Source organism: Oceanisphaera profunda (genome assembly GCF_002157895.1).
In the GTDB taxonomy this organism is placed as follows: domain Bacteria; phylum Pseudomonadota; class Gammaproteobacteria; order Enterobacterales; family Aeromonadaceae; genus Oceanimonas; species Oceanimonas profunda.
On record NZ_CP021377.1, the window covers coordinates 1,515,904 to 1,537,596 of the forward strand.

The following is a 21,693-nucleotide window of genomic DNA, read 5'->3' on the forward strand; positions in this document are numbered from 1 at the left end:
TTATATACAGTTAACTGTCAGTATATCCAGTATGTGCGACAGAGCAAGCATAAAATCCTGCGCCCGTCGTCTCAGCCTCAATCAGACCATTATTCTCTATTATCTACTGCTAACAATCGCTTAGAGCAAGGTCAATACTATGCCCACAAACACCAGCATGCCCACATAGTTGTTATTCAAGAAAGCCCGAAAACAAGCCCCACGCTCTCGGTCGCGGATCAGTCGCTGTTGAAATACAAATAAGCCTGCCGCACCTAATAAACTCCAATAAAAGAAGGCGCCCAAGGCAAAAGACTGACCGGCCGCCACCAACAGCATTAGCGTCAGTAACTGCAATACGCCGACGATCAGCTTGTCGCGGCGACCAAACAAGATGGCGGTGGATTTAACGCCAATCTGCAAGTCGTCATCCCGATCCACCATGGCATACATGGTGTCGTAGGCAATGGTCCAGGTCAGGTTGGCGGCAAATAACAGCCACAAGCCTAGCGGTAAGCTGTTACTTTCTGCGGCAAAGGCCATAGGGATGGCCCACGAAAAAGCGATACCCAAAAACAATTGCGGCAAGTGGGTGTAGCGTTTCATAAAAGGATACAGCGCCGCCCAGCCAAGGCCGGCCACCGACAGTAATATGGTCAGCTTATTGGTGGTGAGCACCAGCAAGAAAGACATTCCCACCAACAAAGCAAAAAAACCCAGTGCTTGGCGCTCCGTTAGCTCACCCGTGACTAAAGGTCTGCCAACGGTACGTTTCACATGGCCATCAATATGCCTGTCCGCATAATCATTGATCACACACCCCGCCGAGCGCATCGAAAACACGCCCACGATAAACACTAACAGTAGCCACCAAGATGGGCGCCCATCACCGGCAATCCACAACGCCCATAAGGTCGGCCACAGCAGTAACAGCGTGCCTATGGGTTTATCGAGCCGAGCCAGTGCCATGTAGGCGCGCCATTTAGGTCGAGAAGGTGTAGGCACATTCGGTTTAGGTGCAGTAGAGGTGCGGATCATGACATTTACTCTTGATAAGGACTGGCGGCGGGCAAAAACAATTCGCTTACTAGCACGCTCGCCTGGGGAATGGCCAATACCGAGCGGCGCGCCCACAGTGGTCGATTGGGATGCATATTAAGCGGAGAAGGGTGAACTTGTTGTGTTAACTGTTGGGACTCAAGTGCCGTTAACTGGGCAAATTCAAACTGACTGCGCATTAATTGAGGATGGTCGAACAATAATTCGCCCAAGGCTTTTTGCCCTAAGCCGCCCAGCGCAGGCACGGCTTGCAGCGCGGTATTAGAATACAGTGAGCTGGCATAAATCCAGGGTTGCTCATCGCATAACAGCAAGACTTCGCGACAATAGCCGTGAGTTTCACCTAACCAGTTTGCTTGGCTTGGCGTCAACGACACATTCGCACGAGTGTTTAGTAACTGCACCCGAAACTGTTTACAGTGCTGGCGTAAACGAGCGGTTAAGGAGCCGGTATCCTGCAACCAGTGGCTAAGACTGGAATTAGAATCAGCAGTAGAAGCAAGCTGAACAGGAGCGGCAAACTGCCAACGCCAATGGGCATCCAAGGTCGTATTCACGGGTATTGCCTAACGCTGAGGAGATAAGACATAGATCTTAATGACAGTTTTAATTCTGAAAAACACGTATTCACTTGACCGGCTCACACTTTGTTTAAACAATAGCCATATTATTCAGTTAGAAGGCTTACGATGTTTCGCATAATCGCACTCTGTATTCTGTTCACCACGGCTCAACTTCAGGCTGAAGAAGCCACCACCGAAGGTCCGTTATATTACACCATAGAGCCTGACATTATTACTAACTACCATAACTCGGGCCAAACCTTGGGTTATATTCGGGTTACGGTGGATTTAATGCTAGAAAGTACCGATAAAATGCCCCTCGTTGAGCAGCATATTCCACTATTACGTGATGCCATCAATAGCCTGTTAGCCGAACAAGACCAACAACAAATTCGCTCACTCACCTTGCGTGAGCAACTAGCCAGCCAAGGCTTACAGCGCCTCAACGATCTCTTACTCAAAGAAACCGGTGAAACGCCGATTCGTCGGCTGTTATTTACCAAGTTTTTATATCAATAAGCGACCAGCACTAAATTTGTGCGCGTTTGCGATCTAGCACCGCTTGTAACAAACCAATCAGACCGCCACCCAAGTGAGCTAAATTGGCCACGTTGCCCAAAACGCCGACAAAACCCAGTACCAGCCAGATAACCATCAGCACTGCCATCCCATCTGGCAAGCTCATGCCGCCCGCGGGGTTTAAGCGCCCCGACAGCCACACATAAGCCAACAAGGCATACACTACACCGGATAAACCGCCAAAATATGGCCCACTCACCCAAAACTGCATCAGATTGGGCAATATGCCCGCCACCAGCAGTATTAATAGCAAACGACCCGAGCCCCGCACACGCTCCACCATACCGGCCAAATACCACCACCAGAATAAGTTAAACACCAGGTGCTCTAAGCTAAAATGTAACAGCGCGGGCGTAAAAGCGCGCCACAGCTCTAAGCCCATTAACTGACTTAATTGCGGCGGAAAGGATAGCCAAGCCAGTACCGGTAGCCCGAGCGCTTTGCCCACATAAATCAGCAAACAGGCGACAAACACACTTAAGTTGAGCGGCCCGGTGCGACTCAGCAGCTGGCCGAAGAGGCCACTTTTGCGGTCATTAGGAGCAAACTGCACTTGCGTATCACCATGCAGCCAAGCGGCTTCTTGATAGCGCGCATGCCAAGGCTCGGCCATAAAGCGCAGTACTTCGGGCTCAGCCTTCGGCCAAAGCGTTTCATCCACCAGCCAAATGCTGGCCCGATGCTGATCGTCTAGGGTCAACTCGCAATGCAAACCAAGGGCCGCCAGATAATCGACAAAGGATTGCGCCCGTCTGGGATCATCCAGCACCAACAGCAATTTCATTAGGCTGCAACCACAGGCTGAGTGCGGCGCCAAGCTTCAAAACCGCCATCTAAGCTGTAGACTTCTTCAAAACCTTGTTCGATTAAATACTGTGCCGCCCCTTGGCTGCTCACGCCGTGATAACACATCACTATGATGGGCGTCTCGTAATCCACCTCATTGGTAAACGCCACTAAGGTGTCGTTGGTCAGATGATAAGACTGCTCTACATGAGCGAGCGCAAAAGACTGGGGATCGCGGGTATCCACTAAACGAGCTTGGCCTTGCGCCAATAGATTTTGGGCTTCATCAACAGAAATATGGGCAAACTGCTCCATGGTGAACTCCTCACATAAATTTAAGCCAGTTTACCCAATCTCCACTTCCTTGGCATTAGCTGCTTTAAACTGTGACACAGTGCAAAGCTAACAGCGGTATTTTTTAGCCGCCTAAATACGCTTGTCGCACTTGTTCATTCACCAGTAATGCCGCGCCGGTATCTGCCAAAATAATACGTCCATTTTCTAGTACATAGCCGCGGTCGGCCAGCTGCAGTGCTTGGTTAGCATTTTGTTCAACTAAAAAAATAGTCATGCCTTTTTCAGCTCTGAGCCGCGCTATGGTGGCAAAAATCTGAGTAATGATAATCGGTGCTAAGCCCAGCGAAGGCTCATCCAACAGTAGTAAGCGCGGCTTACTCATTAAGGCTCGGCCAATGGCCAGCATTTGCTGTTCACCGCCAGACATAGTGCCGGCACGTTGCTGCATCCGCTCTTTCAGGCGCGGAAACATCACATACACCTCGGCTAACAGCTCTGCATGTTCGCGCTTATCGACGAAAAATGCCCCCATATAGAGATTTTCTTCCACCGTAAGCCGCGAAAAGATACGCCGCCCTTCCGGCACTATGGCGATGTCTTTGCGCATAATAGAGGCGGTATCAAGCCCAGTGAGATCTTGGCCTTCAAACACCACTCGCCCTTGGCTCGGTTTAGGATCACCACAAATAGTCATCATTAAGGTGGTTTTACCGGCACCATTGGCACCAATTAAGGTAACAATTTCGCCCTGTTCGATATGCACGGTTACATCATTCAGCGCCTGAATCTTGCCGTAGCCCGCATTTATATTATCCACATGCAGCATGTTCAGGTTTCTCCCCTATTCTGCTTTCAGCCATATTTAGCTTTCGCCATGTCTAATTTTCACCCCTGACTAACTTTCGCCCCTGTTTAGCTTTCACCCATGTTCAACTCTCACCTAGATAGGCTTTGATCACCTCGGTATTATTACGCACTTGCTCAGGTGTGCCTTCGGCCAAGGGCCGGCCTTGATTCACCACATAGATATAATCAGAAATACCCATTACTAACTTCATATCGTGCTCAATCAACAAGATGCTCACGCCTTCGTTATCACGCAAGTCACGGATCAAACCATTGAGCTCATGAGTTTCATTTGGGTTGAGACCGGCGGCTGGCTCGTCCAGCATTAATAATTGCGGCCGTGCAGCCATGCAGCGCACGATTTCTAGCCGCCGCTGCTGACCGTAAGACAAGTTATCTGCGGTGCGATTGGCAAACTCGGTGAGTCGTACTTTTTCTAACCAGTAATGGGCTAACGCTAGCCCTTCGCGCTCTGAGCGCCGAAAGTTGGGGGTTTTAAATAATCCCGCTAAAAAACCGGTATTAAGATGATGGTGCTGGGCCACTAACAGATTTTCTAGCACCGTCATTTCTTTAAATAAACGCACATGCTGAAAGGTGCGCACCATGCCAAGGCGAGCAATTTTAAAGCCCGGCATGCCGGCGATGGCATGGCCCTTAAACTGTACTTGGCCATTACTGGGCCGATAAAAACCCGATAAGCAGTTAAAAATAGTGGTTTTTCCGGCGCCATTGGGGCCAATAATGGAGACTATTTGCCGCTCTTGTAGGCTGAGCGCCACTTGGTCGACAGCCACCAAACCGCCGAAGCGCATGCTGAGATCGGAAACGGTTAATAAGGCGCTCATGGTTTTAGCTCCATATGTGGTCTGTGCATCGGCAACAAACCTTGTGGTCGCCAGATCATCATCAGCACCATCAATAAGCCAAATAACAGCATTCGATACTCGTTAAATTCGCGGGTCAGCTCCGGCAATATGGTCATCACTATGGCCGCTAACACCACGCCTATTTGTGAGCCCATGCCGCCCAACACCACTATGGCTAAGATAATGGCCGACTCAATAAACACGAACGACTCTGGGCTAATAAAGCCTTGGCGTGCCGCGAAAAAACTGCCCGCAAAACCCGCAAAGGCAGCACCTATGGTAAAGGCACTGAGTTTGATTAAGGTGGGATTTAAGCCCAGCGAACGGCAAGCAATTTCATCTTCGCGCAGGGCTTCCCAGGCGCGGCCGATGGGCATACGCAACAGACGATTGATCACGAAGATGGTGAACACCACCAAGATCAACGCCAATAAATAGAGGAAAATCACCTTATGATTGGAGTTATAGGCAATATTAAAAAATTCGTGAAAGGTGTTGTCACCGCGGCGTTCAAATTGCAGGCCAAATAAGGTGGGTTTAGGAATGCCGGCAATGCCATTGGGGCCACCGGTTATCTCGGTCATATTATTAAGTAAGATACGAATAATCTCACCAAAGCCCAGCGTCACTATCGCCAGATAATCACCGCGCAAGCGCAATACCGGAAAGCCGAGCAAGAAACCAAATAAAGCGGCCATGGCACCAGAAATTAACAAGCAGGTCCAAAAGTCGAGCCCAAAATAGGCATTGAGCAGCGCATAGCTATAAGCGCCTACCGCATAAAAGGCCACATAGCCTAAATCCAATAAGCCCGCCAATCCCACCACTACGTTTAGCCCTAAGCCCAGCATCACATAAATTAGGGTTAAGGTGGCCAGATCTACCGCACCGCGAGAGCCCATAAAAGGCCAGATCAGTAAGGTAGCGAGCACCAATACCGTCATCATACGATACAAACCCGGCCGCTCTTCTGGGGCTGGCAGTGCAAAGCTGCCTTTACGGTCTAACACAGACCTTAGCCCTTGGCGTAATCGTGCGTGCAGCAGCTGAACTACAAACACTAACCCCGCTCCCAGCGCCAGCCATTGCCAAGTGCTGTTTAGGCGATTAGTGACCACCAATTGTGTGCCTTCAGTTTCGAGTCGAAAACCCATTAACCAACCGGCTAATACTAAGAATAATAGGCTAGCCATCGCCGCCGCTTGTAAAGTCCTCATACTTTTTCTACCTCCGGCTTACCTAAGATGCCGGTCGGCATAAATAACAACACCGCAATCAGCAAGCCAAATGAGACTACGTCTTTGTATTCAGTGCTGAAGTATGCGCCTGTCATGGCTTCGGTGACCCCTAATAAAACGCCACCAATTACAGCACCTGGAATACTCCCAATGCCGCCTAACACAGCCGCAGTAAAGGCTTTTAGTCCCGCCATAAAACCAATATAAGGGTTAATAACCCCATAATAAGAGCCGAGCAACACGCCTGCCACCGCAGCCAGTGCCGCCCCGATGACGAAGGTTAAGGAGATCACCGTATTACTGTTGATACCGAGCAAATTCGCCATCTTAAGGTCTTCGGCGCAGGCACGACAGGCGCGGCCCATGCGCGAACGAGAGATAAACAAAGACAAGAGCGCCATGGTCACTAAGGTGACGGCGAAGATAATTAACTGCATATAAGACAAAGACGCCTGAAAGTCGCCCTCGCCAAAGTTCCAGCCACCCGAGATCAAACGCGGCATAGCTACATCTCGCGAGCCTTGAAAAAGCCGCATCATATTTTGTAAAAATATCGACATACCGATGGCTGAAATCAGGGCGATCAGTCGTTTACTGCCGCGCAGTGGCCGATAAGCCACACGTTCGATGGAGTAGCCATACACACTGGTGATAATAATGCTCGCCAAAAAGGCCGCGGTTAGTAGCAGTAAGGTGCTATCGATACCCAGCATAAGTAAGCCGGTCATCACCATAAAAGAAGCGTACGCCCCTATCATATACACCTCGCCGTGAGCGAAGTTGATCATACCGATAATGCCATACACCATGGTATAACCAATGGCGATCAGGGCATAAGTGCTGCCTATGGTGAGGCCATTAAGTAATTGCTGAGTGAAATACAGAAAGGGCTCAGACATACAACGTTTCCTTGTCGTAAGAGCAGGTCTTAAGCGCACGCGAGAGCAGGCTTAAATAAGGTAGCAACGCGGGCTCATAACATCCTAGCCGCTGACTCACTGAGCTCGCCCTTAAAGCGAGCTCAGCAGAGTTACACTAGCGCGGTTATATTTACCTAGTTACATTTTTCTAGTCACATGGCCTAGTTATATGACCCAGTTACATTTGCGTCGAGGTGCCGTCTTTATGCCACTCAAACACGCCAAACTCAAAGCCCACCAAATCGCCTTTATCATCCCAAGACAAAGGACCCATTACCGTATTGACCGGTTCGCTACGCAACGCTTTGATCACAGCTTCAGGATCTGTACCCGCCCGTTTAATGCCCTCGGCAATCACTTCTACTGCCGCATAAGTAGTCCAAACAAATGGCCCGCTGGCATCCAACCCTTTCGCCTGAATCGCTTGTACCACGTCAATGTTGGCCGGATCGAGATCGTATTTTTTCGGCAAGGTCACCAGTAAGCCTTCAGAAGCATCACCGGCAATCGAGGTAATATCTTTATGACCTACGCCTTCTGGCCCCATAAAGCGCGGCTTAAAGCCGCGTTCTGCAGATTGGCGCAAAATCAGCCCCAATTCTGGGTGATAGCCGCCGTAGTAAATAAAGTCCACTTTATCTCTTTGCAGTTTCGCCACCAAAGTGGAGAAGTCTTTATCGCCAGACGTCACCCCTTCGTAAGCCACCACCTCAACACCGGCCGCTTTAAGTGCATCGCGTACGCTGGAAGCTAAGCCTTCACCGTATTGTTTTTTATCGTGAACAATGGCGATGCGCTCAGGCTTTGCTTTCTCTAGGATATATTTAGCCGCCGTTGGCCCCTGATCACTGTCCAAGCCTATGGTACGCATCACCAACGGCTGGCCGCGCTCGGTGATCACCGCATTGGTGGAGGCGGGAGTGATCATAAAAATGCCTTCGTCGTCGTATACATCAGAGGCCGGCAAGGTACTGTCTGAGCACAAGTGGCCCACTACAAATTGAATACCGTCATTCACGATACGGTTCGCCACCGCCACCGCCTGCTTAGGGTCGCAAGCATCATCGTATTCCTCGGCCGCCAAGGTGTAATCACCCAAAGTGCCGGATTTATTGAGCAGCTCGACCGCCATCCGCCCACCGGTAAACTCCATATCACCGTATTGCGCCACCGCCCCTGTAATGGGCCCAGCAATGGCTATTTTCACGGTTTCGGCTGACGCTGAAAACACAACACCACAACCTAACGCCATCGATATCGCCGTAGTCAGCGCCTTTTTATTCCATGTGCTCATCTCGCTTCCCTCTATCCATTGAGTTATTGCGCCGGAATGAGTCCGGACTGTTCTTTTTCTAACCCGAGCGTGATTGTTTAACAAGCGAAACTTGCCAAGCTTAGTCTCGATAACGGTACAAATGTGAGAATTGTGAAGCAAGCCGCTGTTTGCTGTCTAACATTTGCGGCCTAACGTAAGATAGGCACATTCGAACAGTATGTGCGTGAGAGACAAAGATAAAAAAACCAAGACTCCTGAGATAGAGTCTTGGTTTTTAATACCTGCGTAAGAAGAGCATTAACTGCTTTATCCTTGCCGGCCACTATACTCGTACGCCGTCTGTAAAGAATCGATGTTAGCTTGATGTTCGGCGCCGGGCGCTTAGCGCTGTGTTTAAGTCCAGTCGAGGATCACCTTGCCGGATTGGCCGGAGCGCATGGCATCAAACCCTTGTTGAAAATCATCCACCTTAAAGTGATGAGTGACCATAGGGGTTAAGTCCAAGCCCGATTGAATAAGGCTGGCCATCTTGTACCAAGTCTCAAACATTTCTCGGCCATAAATACCTTTTAGCACTAAGCCTTTGAAGATAACTTTAGTCCAATCGATGGCCATCTCACTAGGCGGAATGCCCAACATGGCAATTTTGCCGCCGTGGTTCATCTTATCCAGCATGTCACAAAAAGCCGCCGGCACGCCGGACATCTCTAGCCCCACATCAAAGCCTTCGGTCATGCCTAACTCTCGCATTACCGTATCAAGCCCCTCTTCAGCCACGTTCACCGCGCGGGTCACCCCCATCTGGCGGGCTAAATCCAGTCGGTACTCGTTCACGTCAGTGATCACCACGTGTCGCGCGCCCACATGCCGTGCCACGGCGGCGGCCATAATACCGATAGGCCCGGCACCGGTGATTAACACATCTTCGCCCACTAAATCGAACGAAAGTGCGGTGTGTACCGCATTACCGAAGGGATCAAAAATAGCGGCTAAATCGTCGGTCACTTCATCGGGTAATTTAAAAGCGTTAAAAGCGGGGATCACCAGATATTCGGCGAAAGCACCTTGGCGATTAACGCCCACGCCTATGGTATTGCGGCACAAATGAGTGCGACCGGCACGGCAATTTCGACAATGGCCGCAGGTAATATGTCCCTCGCCTGAAACTCTGTCGCCCACCGCAAAGCCACGCACTTCTTGGCCCATGGCTACCACTTCACCCACGTATTCATGGCCCACCACCATGGGCACGGGTATGGTGTTTTGCGACCAGGTATCCCAGTTATAAATATGGATATCGGTGCCGCAAATGGCGGTTTTACGGATCTTAATCAATAAGTCGTTATGACCGACCTCGGGCTCAGGCACATCTGTCATCCAGATGCCCGGTTCCGCTTTTAATTTGGCTAAAGCTTTCATGCGTTCTCCTTACCTCTTTGCTCGATGACCTTTAGTTCACGACCCACGGCGATGAAAGCAGCAATCGCTTTATCCAGCTGTTCACGACTGTGTGCCGCCGACATTTGGGTGCGAATGCGCGCCTGACCGTTGGGCACTACTGGGAAGGAAAAACCAATCACGTAAATACCGCGCGCCAATAAACGCTCCGACATCTCTGCCGCTAAGGCCGCATCGCCCAGCATCACCGGAATAATCGCGTGGTCGTTACCGGCTAAAGTAAAGCCCGCCGCCGTCATGTGCTGGCGAAAATAGGCGCTGTTCTCACGCACTTTTTCGCGCAGCGCATCACCGTCTTTCAACAGTTCAAGCACTTTAATGGAGGCTGCAACGATAGCGGGCGCTACCGAGTTAGAGAATAAATAAGGGCGTGAGCGCTGACGCAACCAGTCGATAAGCTCTTTCTTACCCGAGGTATAGCCGCCCGATGCACCGCCTAGTGCCTTGCCCAAGGTGCCGGTGATCAAATCCACCCGCCCCATTACTTGGCAATATTCGTGAGTGCCACGCCCCTGCTCGCCAACAAAACCCACGGCATGGGAGTCATCCACCATCACCATGGCGCCATACTGGTCGGCCAAGTCACAGATGGCAGATAAGTTAGCAATCACGCCATCCATCGAGAATACGCCATCAGTGGCTATCAAGATAAAACGTGCGCCATCGGCTTTGGCTTGTGTCAGCTGCGCCTCTAACTCACCCATGTCGTTATTGGCATAACGGTAACGCTTCGCCTTGCACAAGCGCACACCATCAATAATAGAGGCATGATTCAGGGCATCGGAAATAATGGCGTCTTCTGGGCCGAGTATGGTTTCAAACAAACCCGTATTAGCGTCGAAGCAGGAGGTATAAAGAATGGTGTCTTCCATGCCAAGAAAGGCAGAAAGATCGGCTTCTAGCCGCTTATGTAAATCTTGAGTGCCGCAGATAAAGCGCACCGACGCCATGCCAAAACCATGACTGTCGAGCCCCTGCTTGGCGGCTGTTATCAATTCAGGATGATTGGCGAGACCGAGATAGTTATTGGCGCAAAAGTTAATCACTTCTTGATCTGCTGACTCTGGCCCCGCGACGGTAATGGCCGCACTTTGCGCTGAGCTAATAATGCGTTCTTGCTTAAACAGACCATCGGCTTTGGTTTGTGCAAGCTGGGTAGCTAAATGAGCATAAAATGGCGCTGACATACGAAACTCCTACTATCAATCTGACTACTTAAGGATTGTTCAGCTCACTTTACGCATGTGCGGTGCATTTAACACAGAATATTCTACTGATTAGCGCTACTTGTGAAAGGGATCACTGGGTTTGGCTGACAGCGCCTGATAATGTGCCATCAAACCACTGAGCTCCAGGCCAAGCTCTGGGTGAAAATAAGGTTTCAACAGCAATAAAATCCGCGATACCCCCTCATACAGCACCGCTTGGCTAATGTGCGGCGTCAGTGATTGCGCCGATTGATAACTCACCCAGAACGACACCAGCATTTTTAGCACATCCGTTAACGGCGCTATCTCTGCATCAGCAATGATCAGCACTTGCTGTTGATTAAGCTCACGCAACAAAGCTTGCAAATTCAAGGTCAGCTCTTGCTGAACCGCCAAATATTGTTGATGCAGCTCGGGATCGCGCTGCAAAATATCGTTGAGATTGGCATAAAAGAAGCGAAATTCCCACATCACATAAAAAGTAGCATCCAAATAATGAAACCACATCGCTGGGCTCGCAGAGCCACTGCTCATTGATCCACTCAAAGGGGTAAAACTTTGGCGCAGATGCTCGCTGTATTGCAAAAATATACGCGCGATAATGTGGTTTTTATTACGAAAATGGTAGTACAGATTGCCAGGACTGATGCCCAAATGCGCCGCTATATGATTGGTGGTGACATTGGCTTCGCCTTGCTCATTAAACAACTGCAAGGCGGCGGCCACAATTCGTTCTTTGGTTTTTATCATGGGAACCAAAAGCTCAAGGTAGTTTGCTAGGGTCTGTTGACCTTTCGCGGTTAAGTTTTGTTCGAGAGAAACGTGCTTTTATCGCGGCGAGGGATGTATAGCCTAGTCATTCTAAGCAAGCATCTCTCAACAAAGAGAAAAACGCGTTTAGCCGAACCTGAAGGGTAGCGTTTGTGGTGCCCTCCTACTACGCCAAGACTCATCTATGCAAACTATCTATACAGCATAAACTCTGCCTTTTATAAAGACCCCACAAACGGCTACAAAAACCAGCTCGAGGGGGCAATAGACCTTAAATAATAACACAGGCAGCCGAGTTAGTTTTCTCAGCCCTAAGCGTGATAAACTTAAGCCAATTTTATTGTTAGTGACGCCGGACTCTCCGGCCAACCAGAGGCAAATCTGATGATCATAGTGACTGGCGGCGCCGGCTTTATCGGCAGTAACCTAGTAAAAACCCTGAACGACCAAGGGCGCACCGACGTTGTGGTCATCGACGACCTCACAGATGGCACCAAGTTCGTGAATCTTGTGGACCTAACCATTGCCGACTACCTCGACAAAGACGAGTTTATTCAGCGCATTTTCTCCGGCGACGACTTTGAAGAATGGGGCGGAATAGAAGCTATCTTTCATGAAGGGGCCTGCTCAGCCACCACCGAGTGGGACGGCAAATTTATGATGGAAAATAACTACCAATACTCTAAAGACTTGCTGCATTACTGCATCGAGCGCGAGATTCCGTTTATTTATGCCTCATCGGCTGCCACCTATGGCGGACGTAACGACAACTTTATTGAAGAGCCGCAATATGAGCAGCCGCTCAACGTCTATGGCTACTCTAAGCAATTATTCGACCAATATGTACGTCGCTTAATGCCTGACATTAACTCGCAAGTAGTGGGTTTAAAGTATTTCAATGTCTACGGCCCGCGCGAGCAGCATAAAGGCGGCATGTCGAGCGTGGCATTCCACCTCAACACTCAACTACTCAAAGGCGAAAACCCTAAGTTATTCGCCGGTTGTGACGGTTTCCCTGATGGCGGCCAAATGCGCGACTTCATTTATGTAGAAGACGTGTGCAAAGTAAACCTGTGGTTCTGGAAAAATCCAGAAGTGAGCGGCATATTTAACTGCGGCACCGGCCAAGCCGAACCCTTCCAAAACGTCGCCGAAGCCGTGATCAAGCATCACAACAAGGGCGAAATTGAATACATCCCCTTCCCCGAGCAGTTAAAAGGCCGCTACCAAAGCTTTACCCAAGCAGATCTCACCAAACTGCGCGCCGCCGGTTACCCGCACTCCTTTAAAACCGTCGCCGAAGGTACTGCTGAGTATATGGCTTGGTTGAATAAGTAATGACCAGCATCAATAACTCTAACCACTGCGTTGCTCATATCTGCCTTTCTAAAGGCTGGGGTGGTTTAGAAATGTATCCAGCCCGCGTTAGCAAATATTTACCAGAGCAGGGCTGGGAAGCAGTGGCTATTTGCTTCAAAGGCGGCAAAGTAGCACAGTCTTTCCTTGATATAGGAAATGATGTTTTCGAAGTTAGTAGTCAAGCGAATGCTTTGTTCAAGATCCGCACGTTAGTTAACTGGCTTAAAGAGCGCAATGTTTCTGTATTACATTGTCATAAATCAAGCGACTTGCGCCTGGCTGCCATACTAAAAAAGATGACCGGCTGTCGAGTGATTTTTACTGAGCATATGGGCGTAACTCGTCCGAAAAAAGATTTTCTGCATCGTTGGATATATAGCCATGTCGATCAAGTTCTGTCTATCAGCGATGTCACCTTAGCCCGTAATATTAAAGCCCTTCCCGTGGATCCAAGTAAAATAAAACGGCTTTGGTTAGGTACTGAGTTTAAAAAACCAGACAGAACAGTAAACGATATTAAACAAGAGTTAGGCCTAACAGATCAGCAGCACATTATTGGACTGCCTGGAAGACTCTGCCCTGGTAAAGGACATTTCGTACTGCTCGATGCTTTTAAACTATTGCAAGACGATAGCGCATTTAAAGACGCAAAGTTACTAATCGTTGGTGGGCTAAGCGCACAAGATGGCGCAGATGAAGATTTTGTTAGAGGGTTAGAAAATAAGATAGATGATGCCAAACTAACTGATAAAGTTGTTTTTTCTGGCTTTCGTTATGATATGCCTAACCTACTCGCTATTATGGATGTGGTATGCATTCCTTCAAAAAATGAAGCTTTTGGTCTAACAGCCATTGAGGCGATGGCTGCAGGGAAAAAAATCGTTGCCGCAAGTTCCGGGGCTTTGCCAGAAATCATTGCCAATACGGGCTTGTTAGTATCACCAGACTCGGCTGAGAGCTTTGCCCTCGCTATTCAAAAAATTCAGCAAGAAAATTACCAAGACATTTCTAATCTAGCCAAAAAAAGAGCTAAAAAAATATTTAGCATACATGCTCATGTCCAAGTCTTATCAGACATTTATATTAACACCCCCAGTTAATCATTATTAAAAATAAAACTTAAAACAAATAACAATAGTAAAAACACCACTATATACTTTAATATTAAATGCTAGACAGAAGCCGATTATTATCAAGTACAATATTTAAAGTGTATACAGAAAACCCGTTATTTTTTTTCATGTTGCCTTGTATATATCTTAGATCTATATTAGCCAAACATTAGAAAAAACAGCTGTTATGGTTGCTGAATTGAAACCAATTATGTCTACAGATTTAACAGATTTAATTTCTCTGCAGCCACTAATTATTAAAAAATTAACCGCATTTCAGACATCACAACTTTAAATGGGCTACATACTAGCTGTACTTACTCAGCAATCAGAAAATTGAAGTGCTCATATAAAGAGTTAATGAGTATCCAAACCTTTTTCAGCCACCCATTGATTATTATCTTTTCTTTCGTTCATTTTTTTTAATTCTACGGAATTTTTTATCGTGTCGCGAAAGCCTCTAGAATGATACAAATGAAACATATTAGCAACATTCTTAGCTGATTTAATATTGCAACCACTTGCTTGGAGTCGCCAGTCAATATCAGTGTCGTCACCTACCGAGGTTTCACCATAGTTTTCATCAAAGCCATTAATGTTTAATATGTCGCTTCGAAAACAAGAAAAATTGCAGCCAATTATAGCTACCGTATTCTTGAAATGTCTAAATATTAACTTGTAAAAAAAACCTTCTGGACGAAAGTAAAATCCAGATTCAGTATGTCTTTCAACAGCATCCTTTAAAATAGATCTGTACCAGCGCAAGTAATTTTTCTCTAATTGCAGAGAAGTAATTTTTTTAGATCGTATTTTTTCTGAATAATCAGGTCCTAGATTTACTCTCCGTCCACTTAACACTGTTTTTGTCTCAGAAAGTTTTACGTGGGCATCAACAAAGGTACTATAAGGAATACAGTCTCCATCTATAAAAATCAGATAGTCACCATCACTGGCAATAATTCCATTATTAGTTGATCTGTTCTTACGAATGCCCTTATCTTCCTGTGTAGTATGTTTTACTTCAAGGCCTTCAATTCCTTCTATATATTGCAACATTGCAGGATCATTACCATCTTCAGCAATAACCAACTCAAAATTTTTATAAGTCTGGCTATGTAATGCTTGAACAATTAAATTTAGAGCTCCCACATCTTTATATACTGAAACAATTATGCTTACTTTCAAATTAAAACTCCAATTTATCTTTTAGTAAAAATATTAAGGCTCTGAAAAAGATCGACAAGAACGTAAACTAGAGCTCTAACTCTTCAAAAATGTTCATTATTTGTCTAAGATTAAAAATAAATTTATGTACAATTATTTACAAATTTACACTTATATACATTAAAATACTACTCAATCAGTAGTTAATCATTGTGAAAATATGAAAATTTTGATCATAGGTCCTTCTTGGGTTGGCGACATGGTGATGTCGCAGAGTCTGTACATCACCCTCAAACAAGAACATCCAGATGCCGAGCTGCATGTGATGGCACCGGCTTGGTGCTGCGCATTGCTTGAACGCATGCCTGAAGTAGACAAGGCCATAGTGATGCCGCTGGGTCATGGCGACTTCAAGCTAGCCGAACGTTTTCGTCTCGGCCGACGGCTGGCGGCTGATGGCTATGATTGGGCGATAGTGCAGCCTAACTCGTTAAAATCGACGCTGATCCCGCTGTTTGCGGGTATTAAAAAGCGCACCGGCTGGAAAGGTGAGTCGCGCTATGGTTTGCTCAGTGATTTGCGTAATAACAAGACTGACTTTCCGCTGATGGTGGAGCGTTATGCCGCACTGGCATATCCCAAGGCAGAGATGAAAGACAGCCGCTGTATACCGGCAATACCTTGGCCTACATTGCGAACTGATCTAAATAATCAGCAGCAGGCCTTGATTGAGTTAAAACTAAACGAAACAAGGCAGATAGTTAGCCTATGCCCCGGTGCCGAATTTGGTCCCTCTAAGCGTTGGCCCGAGCAGCATTATGCCGAGGTGGCTAAGCAACAAATTGAGCAGGGGAAGCAAGTGTGGATTTTTGGTTCAGCCAAAGATATTCCCGTTGCAGAGGCCATTCGTCATTATTTACCCACCGTATTGCAGGAACACTGCCATATTTTGGCAGGAAAAACTTCACTGCATCAGGCTATCGATCTTATGGCGCTAAGTGCAGTTGTGGTATCTAACGATTCAGGGTTAATGCACATCGCTGCTGCACTGCAACGCCCTTTAGTAGCGATTTATGGCTCAACCTCGCCTAAGTACACCCCGCCTTTAGCGCGACAAGTGGCAGTGGTACATACCGATATTGAATGCAGACCCTGCTTTAAGCGAGAATGCCCATTAGGCCATTTAAAGTGTCTAAAAGAGCTGGCTCCAGAAAAAGTGCTGAGCGCGATAAGAAACTTATTGGCACCTGAATTAGTTATGACTAACCCTCGGTAACCTTATGATTTATCGCTTATTATATAATCTGTTAATTCACCTTTTCAGCCCAATTTTATTGGCAATACTGTATTGGCCTAAAAAAGGTAAACCTGGGTTTGGTCAGCGCTGGCCCGAGCACTTAGGGTTAGTGCCCGCCTCCAGACAACAAAATCCTATTTGGCTACACGCGGTGAGTGTGGGCGAAATCATCGCCGCTACCCCGCTAATCAAAGCCATTAAAGCCGAGCAGCCAGACTTGCCCATTCTCGTCACTACCACTACGCGCACCGGTGCTGATTTAGCCGAAAAGCTAGGTGATTTAATCGAACATCGCTATGCGCCGTTAGACTTTCCTTGGGCGGTGGCACTGTTTTTGCGGCGCATGCAGCCACGCGCGCTACTGATTATGGAAACTGAGCTCTGGCCTAATTGGCTACACGCATGTGCCAAGCGGCAATTGCCAGTTATGGTGTTAAATGCGCGGCTGTCGGCGCGTTCTGCTAATCGATATAAGCGTTTCCACGCTATTTTTCGACTATTATCCAAGAACATCCACCACATCGCCTGCCAATATCCCGCAGATGCCCAGCGCTTTTCTGATCTAGGCGTGGCCAACGACAAGCTGAGTGTAACTGGCTCCATTAAGTTTGATATTGATTACAGTGCGAAGGTACGCCAGCAGGGGCAACAACTGCGCCAACAGCTCGGCTGTGAGCGGCCAATTTGGATTGCGGCTTCCACCCATGAGGGAGAAGATGAACAAATACTGGCGGCCCATAAACAACTATTAACCAAGTTACCCAATGCGTTATTGGTCTTGGTACCTCGCCATCCGCAGCGTTTCGCTCAAGTGGCGGAATTAGTAAGGCAGCAAAGTTTAACGTTAGTTCGCCGCACTCAGACCACGCTCGTTATTGATAGTCAGGTCTATTTGGGTGATACCATGGGCGAGTTACCTATCATGTTAGCAGCCGCTGATATCACCTTTGTGGGAGGCAGCTTAATACCACGCGGTGGGCATAATTTACTGGAGCCTGCTGCATTAGCTAAACCGGTACTTACCGGCCCTTCGATATTTAACTTCACAGATATTTATCAAAAACTGCTTGAGCAGAATGCGCTGATCACGGTAAGCGACACTACCGTATTAGCCGACATCCTAATAACATTATTTACGGATAAGCCCCGCCGCCTACAGTTAGGCAACAGTGCCCTTGATGTGGTAAACGAGAATAAAGGAGCCATTAATAAAACACTGCAATGTATGCAAAATTTTATCTAACAAAAAAAGAGCCAAGAGTTGGCTCTTTTGTTTTTATTATCGTTTAATTTAGATTAATTACTTGGCTTTATAACTATTTAATAAGGTACGCCAATCGGCTTCTTGCCAATGAAAATCAGGATGTAAGCCTTTTTCTTTGCGAAATGAGCGCAGCAGTCTATCCATATTCTCGCGGGTCCAAGTGTTGGGCTGGCGAAAATGGCATTTATCAAAATCTATTAACCAGACTTTGCCGTCTGCATCGAGCAAGATATTGTGGCTATTTAAATCTGCATGATAGAGGCCGGCATCATGAAAACGGCGAATGGTCTTGCCTACGGCTTGCCACTCTTCTTTGGTTAACGCGCGTTCTTTTAACACGGCCACTAAATCAAGTGAATTTTCGACCAAGCTTAAAATAATATCGGCGCGATAAACTAAATTGGAGCGCACCATGCGGGCAGCACAAGGGCGAGGGACGGGTAAGCCACGGCGATATAATTTAGCCAATACGGTAAATTCGGCCATGGCACGACTTTTAGACTCGGCGACGTGCAAGAAGGTATCTTCCATCACTCGTCCTATCATGCCGCCGCGGTAATAATGGCGCAGTACCTTGTCGCACACCGCATCTTTTACAAACCAAGTGGTGTTACGGCCCACGGCTTTACCACAAATGGCGTCTTGTTCTCGCCAGTAGTCGATCTCAAAAAAATCACGCTGAAATGAGTCGAAACATTCCGGGTCATACCAGATAATTTCTGAACCGTGCTCAATGCGCTCCACTGTCGTTTCCCCCAAGCCGAAAACACAGATTTTACATGGCTGGTCAGCCTTTGCATAATGCCTGACTCAAATTATGGAGATTTCCCTATGGCCTTGTTCGATTCGCCCCCTATTAGTCTCTGTTTATTACGCTTATCAGCCATCGGCGACTGCTGTCATGCCATCGCTTTAGTGCAGGCGATACAAAGACAATGGCCAACCACCAAAATTACCTGGATAACGGGCAAGGTTGAAGCTAACCTGCTGCAGTTGCTGCCAAATGTAGAGATCATCGTGTTTGATAAGTCTGCCGGATGGCACGCTTATCGCCAGTTGTGGCGAACGCTCAAGGGCCGTGAGTTTGATGCATTACTGCATATGCAGGCGGCACTGCGTGCCAGTATTGCCAGCTTAGGCATACGCGCCAAATATCGGCTCGGTTTCGATAAGTCTCGCGCCAAAGATGGTCAATGGTTATTTACCAATTATAAAGTGGCACCTCACGGCGAACATGTGGTGGATGGCTTTATGGCATTTGGCCAAGCGCTCGGCTTAACCGAGGTCACGCCCCACTGGTCGCTCGACTTACCCGATGCAGCCGTGCTGTGGGCTAAACCTTATCAAACACAGCAGCCTTTATTATTGATCTGCCCCGCGGCCAGTAAAGCCTATAAAAACTGGACTGCCGAGGGTTATGCCAAACTTGCCGAATACGCTCACCATCAAGGCATGAAGGTAATGCTAATTGGCAGCCCCGCCCAGCAAGAGCGTGAGCTAGCAGCACAGATCTGCGCATTAACGCCCCATATTGCCGAAAATCTGGTGGGAAAGACCAGTTTGCCGCAACTATTGGCGTTAATTAAAGTAGCACGATTAGTGGTAGCACCGGATACAGGGCCAACCCACATGGCGACCCTAGTAGGCACTCCTGTGCTGGGCTTATACGCCCACCATAATCCGTCACGCACAGGTCCCTATTATTGCCGCGATTATGTAGTGAGCGTCTATGAGCAAGCTCTCTTGGCTGAAACCAGTAAAACTGCCGACCAACTGCCGTGGCGCACCCGAGTAAAAGACAAAAATGCCATGCAAAGTATCAATATTGAGCAAGTTACCGCACAGTTTGAGCGTATCATTCATGACTTTAATCTATTGCAGGAGCCTGTTTAATGAGTACTCGCCCGACCCTAGCCGCGGTATTAATCGTCAAAAACGAAGCCGAAAATTTGGCTGATTGCTTAGCAACCCTAGATTGGGTGGATGAAATTGTCGTATTGGACTCAGGCAGCACGGACGACACTCAAGCGGTGGCGGAAGCTGTCGGCGCCCGTTTTTTTGTGAATAGCGAATGGCCAGGCTTTGGTAAACAGCGCCAAATTGCCCAAAGCCATGTGCAGTCGGAGTGGGTGCTATGGATAGATGCGGATGAGCGGGTCACTCCAGAGCTTAAAACCAGTATCGAGGCGGCATTAACTAAACCAAAAGCCAATACGGTGTATTCGATACCACGCTTGTCTTGGGTATTTGGACGTTTTATTCGCCATTGCGGCTGGTATCCGGATCGCGTACTGCGGCTTTATCCTAAAGCGTTAACTGGCTACAACGATGCATTGGTACATGAAAAAGTGCACCTTAACAAAGGTGTTAAAGTTAAAAAACTACACGGGGATCTGCTGCATTATACCTATCGTGACTTAGAGCATTACCTCGTAAAGTCCGCAGGTTATGCGCGGGCATGGGCAGAACAACGCCAGCTTAGAGGCAAACAAGCATCAATAAGCCAAGGCATTTTCCATGGCCTCGGCTGTTTTATAAAAATGTATGTGCTTAAAGCCGGCTTTCTCGATGGCAAACAAGGTTTTTTATTGAGCGTACTGTCTGCCCATTCGACCTTTGTGAAATACGCTGACTTATGGATTAATACACATACTCACGGGCCCAAGGAGTAATAGCACTCGCTACCTCGGCCATGTCCACTTGGCTCATGTCCTCCACTTGGGCATTCGCCGGCGGATGAAAAGCCAAGTGGCGGCCTTCGCTATTCAGGGGCCGCCAACGCAGTGGCGTGGCCGAGCGGCGCAGCGGGAAAAAGCCCACCGTGGGTACATCCAATGCCGCCGCTATGTGCAGCGGGCCTGTGCTACCGGCTATAAACAAGCTGCCACAGGCTAGTAGTCGGCAGAAATCCGGTAGGGGCAAGTCATGGGCCAGCACTGCCCTTTGACCGACAGCGTCTGGACCAACTGCGTCTACCACCTGTTGCGCCAACGCTTGCTCGCCAGGGCCTGCGGTGAGCACGGTTTGTAGCTGCGGATAAGCGGCTTGTAGGCGACGAGTCAAATCTGCATATTGGCTGATAGATAAGTTATTGGCCGAGCCACCGCTGCCGGCGTGCACCAATAACCAAGGCTGGTCGGCGGCTATGCCTAATTGCTGCGCTTGGGCGATTTTAAAATCCGTTAACTCGGCGGTATCAAAGCTTAGATAAGGCGCCTGAGGCTCATTAATGGCCAGTTGATTATGCTGCAAAAAAGTGCGCACCAGATCTAGGTTATATTCATATTCGGGCTTAGCCGATTGGGAGCGTCGTTGCTTAACTCTGTGGTTATACAACATTTGGGCTAGCTTGGTGGCCGGCGCCCAACGTTGCTTAATGCCGGCTTGCCACATTAGCTTAGCGTTGCGAAAATTTGAGAACAAGCAGATAACAGCGTCGAATTTCCCGGCTTTAAGCACATTGAGTAGCGCTTGTTGCTCACCGGCAGCTTTGCCTGGGTCGATGATCACCTCGTCGATACTGGGGCACAGCTCGGCTAAGGGCTGAGTATAACCGGGTACTAACGCTGTGATATGGCAATCAGTAGACGCTTTTAGCAAGGCGAATGCAGGCCACGCCAGCATAAAGTCGCCAATCTTATCGTTACG

22 protein-coding genes are annotated in these 21,693 nt (G+C 48.1%); 7 read left to right on the plus strand and 15 right to left on the minus strand.

The window, feature by feature from the left end:
* Positions 1-120: 120 nt before the first annotated feature.
* Together ubiA and CBP31_RS06580 are read right to left on the minus strand one after the other, a co-directional pair.
* Positions 121-948 carry a 4-hydroxybenzoate octaprenyltransferase gene (gene ubiA, locus CBP31_RS06575; protein WP_407668794.1) on the minus strand — a complete coding sequence of 276 codons (828 nt, stop codon included), beginning with the start codon at positions 946-948 and terminating at the stop codon, positions 121-123.
* A gap of 74 nt (positions 949-1,022) precedes the next feature.
* Complete coding sequence (locus tag CBP31_RS06580) at positions 1,023-1,595, minus strand: chorismate--pyruvate lyase family protein (protein WP_227875176.1); 573 nt, start codon at positions 1,593-1,595, stop codon at positions 1,023-1,025.
* Between the two features lie 132 nt (positions 1,596-1,727).
* Here CBP31_RS06580 and CBP31_RS06585 point away from each other — a divergent pair, with 132 nt between their 5' ends.
* Positions 1,728-2,120, plus strand: a complete 393-nt coding sequence (locus CBP31_RS06585) for a flagellar basal body-associated FliL family protein (RefSeq protein WP_087035641.1) — start codon at positions 1,728-1,730, stop codon at positions 2,118-2,120.
* Positions 2,121-2,130: 10 nt separating this feature from the next.
* On the opposite strand, the gene glpG is transcribed toward CBP31_RS06585, so the two are convergent.
* From glpG to CBP31_RS06635, 10 genes are all read right to left on the minus strand, one after another.
* The gene (gene glpG / locus CBP31_RS06590) at positions 2,131-2,964 is read right to left on the minus strand and encodes a rhomboid family intramembrane serine protease GlpG (RefSeq protein ID WP_087035643.1); all 834 of its coding nucleotides are present in this window, start codon (positions 2,962-2,964) and stop codon (positions 2,131-2,133) included.
* Positions 2,964-3,281 carry a thiosulfate sulfurtransferase GlpE gene (gene glpE, locus CBP31_RS06595; RefSeq protein ID WP_087035645.1) on the minus strand — a complete coding sequence of 106 codons (318 nt, stop codon included), beginning with the start codon at positions 3,279-3,281 and terminating at the stop codon, positions 2,964-2,966. The genes glpG and glpE overlap by 1 nt, the downstream gene beginning before the upstream one ends.
* 103 nt (positions 3,282-3,384) lie before the next feature.
* A complete protein-coding gene (locus CBP31_RS06600; RefSeq protein ID WP_087035647.1) occupies positions 3,385-4,089 on the minus strand; it encodes an ABC transporter ATP-binding protein in 705 nt (234 codons plus the stop codon).
* Between the two features lie 103 nt (positions 4,090-4,192).
* Positions 4,193-4,957: a high-affinity branched-chain amino acid ABC transporter ATP-binding protein LivG gene (gene livG / locus CBP31_RS06605; protein WP_087035649.1), complete on the minus strand. Its 765-nt coding sequence runs from the start codon at positions 4,955-4,957 to the stop codon at positions 4,193-4,195.
* Entirely contained in the window at positions 4,954-6,195 is a 1,242-nt protein-coding gene (locus tag CBP31_RS06610; protein WP_087035651.1) for a high-affinity branched-chain amino acid ABC transporter permease LivM, read from the minus strand. The genes livG and CBP31_RS06610 overlap by 4 nt, the downstream gene beginning before the upstream one ends.
* On the minus strand, positions 6,192-7,115 hold the full coding sequence (gene livH, locus CBP31_RS06615) for a high-affinity branched-chain amino acid ABC transporter permease LivH (RefSeq protein ID WP_087035653.1): 924 nt from the start codon (positions 7,113-7,115) through the stop codon (positions 6,192-6,194). The genes CBP31_RS06610 and livH overlap by 4 nt, the downstream gene beginning before the upstream one ends.
* Before the next feature lie 199 nt (positions 7,116-7,314).
* Positions 7,315-8,430: a branched-chain amino acid ABC transporter substrate-binding protein gene (locus CBP31_RS06620; protein ID WP_087035655.1), complete on the minus strand. Its 1,116-nt coding sequence runs from the start codon at positions 8,428-8,430 to the stop codon at positions 7,315-7,317.
* Positions 8,431-8,805: 375 nt separating this feature from the next.
* Positions 8,806-9,831, minus strand: a complete 1,026-nt coding sequence (gene tdh / locus CBP31_RS06625) for an L-threonine 3-dehydrogenase (RefSeq protein WP_087035657.1) — start codon at positions 9,829-9,831, stop codon at positions 8,806-8,808.
* Positions 9,828-11,057: a glycine C-acetyltransferase gene (locus CBP31_RS06630; protein ID WP_087035659.1), complete on the minus strand. Its 1,230-nt coding sequence runs from the start codon at positions 11,055-11,057 to the stop codon at positions 9,828-9,830. Before CBP31_RS06630 ends, tdh begins: the two co-directional genes overlap by 4 nt.
* A 96-nt stretch (positions 11,058-11,153) precedes the next feature.
* On the minus strand, positions 11,154-11,828 hold the full coding sequence (locus tag CBP31_RS06635) for a TetR/AcrR family transcriptional regulator (RefSeq protein ID WP_227875177.1): 675 nt from the start codon (positions 11,826-11,828) through the stop codon (positions 11,154-11,156).
* Positions 11,829-12,233: 405 nt separating this feature from the next.
* On the opposite strand from CBP31_RS06635, the gene rfaD reads away from it, so the two are divergent.
* Together rfaD and CBP31_RS06645 are read left to right on the plus strand one after the other, a co-directional pair.
* Entirely contained in the window at positions 12,234-13,187 is a 954-nt protein-coding gene (gene rfaD / locus CBP31_RS06640; RefSeq protein ID WP_087035662.1) for an ADP-glyceromanno-heptose 6-epimerase, read from the plus strand.
* Positions 13,187-14,308: a glycosyltransferase family 4 protein gene (locus tag CBP31_RS06645; RefSeq protein WP_087035664.1), complete on the plus strand. Its 1,122-nt coding sequence runs from the start codon at positions 13,187-13,189 to the stop codon at positions 14,306-14,308. Before rfaD ends, CBP31_RS06645 begins: the two co-directional genes overlap by 1 nt.
* A 369-nt stretch (positions 14,309-14,677) precedes the next feature.
* Here CBP31_RS06645 and CBP31_RS06650 read toward each other — a convergent pair whose 3' ends face one another.
* Positions 14,678-15,505: a glycosyltransferase gene (locus CBP31_RS06650; RefSeq protein ID WP_087035667.1), complete on the minus strand. Its 828-nt coding sequence runs from the start codon at positions 15,503-15,505 to the stop codon at positions 14,678-14,680.
* Positions 15,506-15,704: 199 nt separating this feature from the next.
* On the opposite strand from CBP31_RS06650, the gene waaF reads away from it, so the two are divergent.
* Positions 15,705-16,760 carry a lipopolysaccharide heptosyltransferase II gene (gene waaF, locus CBP31_RS06655; protein WP_087035669.1) on the plus strand — a complete coding sequence of 352 codons (1,056 nt, stop codon included), beginning with the start codon at positions 15,705-15,707 and terminating at the stop codon, positions 16,758-16,760.
* 4 nt (positions 16,761-16,764) lie between these two features.
* Complete coding sequence (gene waaA / locus CBP31_RS06660; RefSeq protein WP_087035671.1) at positions 16,765-18,024, plus strand: lipid IV(A) 3-deoxy-D-manno-octulosonic acid transferase; 1,260 nt, start codon at positions 16,765-16,767, stop codon at positions 18,022-18,024.
* Positions 18,025-18,081: 57 nt separating this feature from the next.
* On the opposite strand, the gene CBP31_RS06665 is transcribed toward waaA, so the two are convergent.
* Positions 18,082-18,789: a 3-deoxy-D-manno-octulosonic acid kinase gene (locus tag CBP31_RS06665; RefSeq protein ID WP_087035673.1), complete on the minus strand. Its 708-nt coding sequence runs from the start codon at positions 18,787-18,789 to the stop codon at positions 18,082-18,084.
* Between the two features lie 87 nt (positions 18,790-18,876).
* Between CBP31_RS06665 and CBP31_RS06670 the strand changes: the two genes are divergently transcribed.
* Positions 18,877-19,938, plus strand: coding sequence for a glycosyltransferase family 9 protein (locus tag CBP31_RS06670; RefSeq protein ID WP_087035675.1), 1,062 nt, complete (start codon positions 18,877-18,879; stop codon positions 19,936-19,938).
* Positions 19,938-20,717: a glycosyltransferase family 2 protein gene (locus tag CBP31_RS06675; RefSeq protein ID WP_087035676.1), complete on the plus strand. Its 780-nt coding sequence runs from the start codon at positions 19,938-19,940 to the stop codon at positions 20,715-20,717. Before CBP31_RS06670 ends, CBP31_RS06675 begins: the two co-directional genes overlap by 1 nt.
* On the opposite strand, the gene CBP31_RS06680 is transcribed toward CBP31_RS06675, so the two are convergent.
* Complete coding sequence (locus CBP31_RS06680; RefSeq protein ID WP_087038651.1) at positions 20,686-21,669, minus strand: glycosyltransferase family 9 protein; 984 nt, start codon at positions 21,667-21,669, stop codon at positions 20,686-20,688. The genes CBP31_RS06675 and CBP31_RS06680 overlap by 32 nt on opposite strands.
* Positions 21,670-21,693 lie beyond the last annotated feature (24 nt).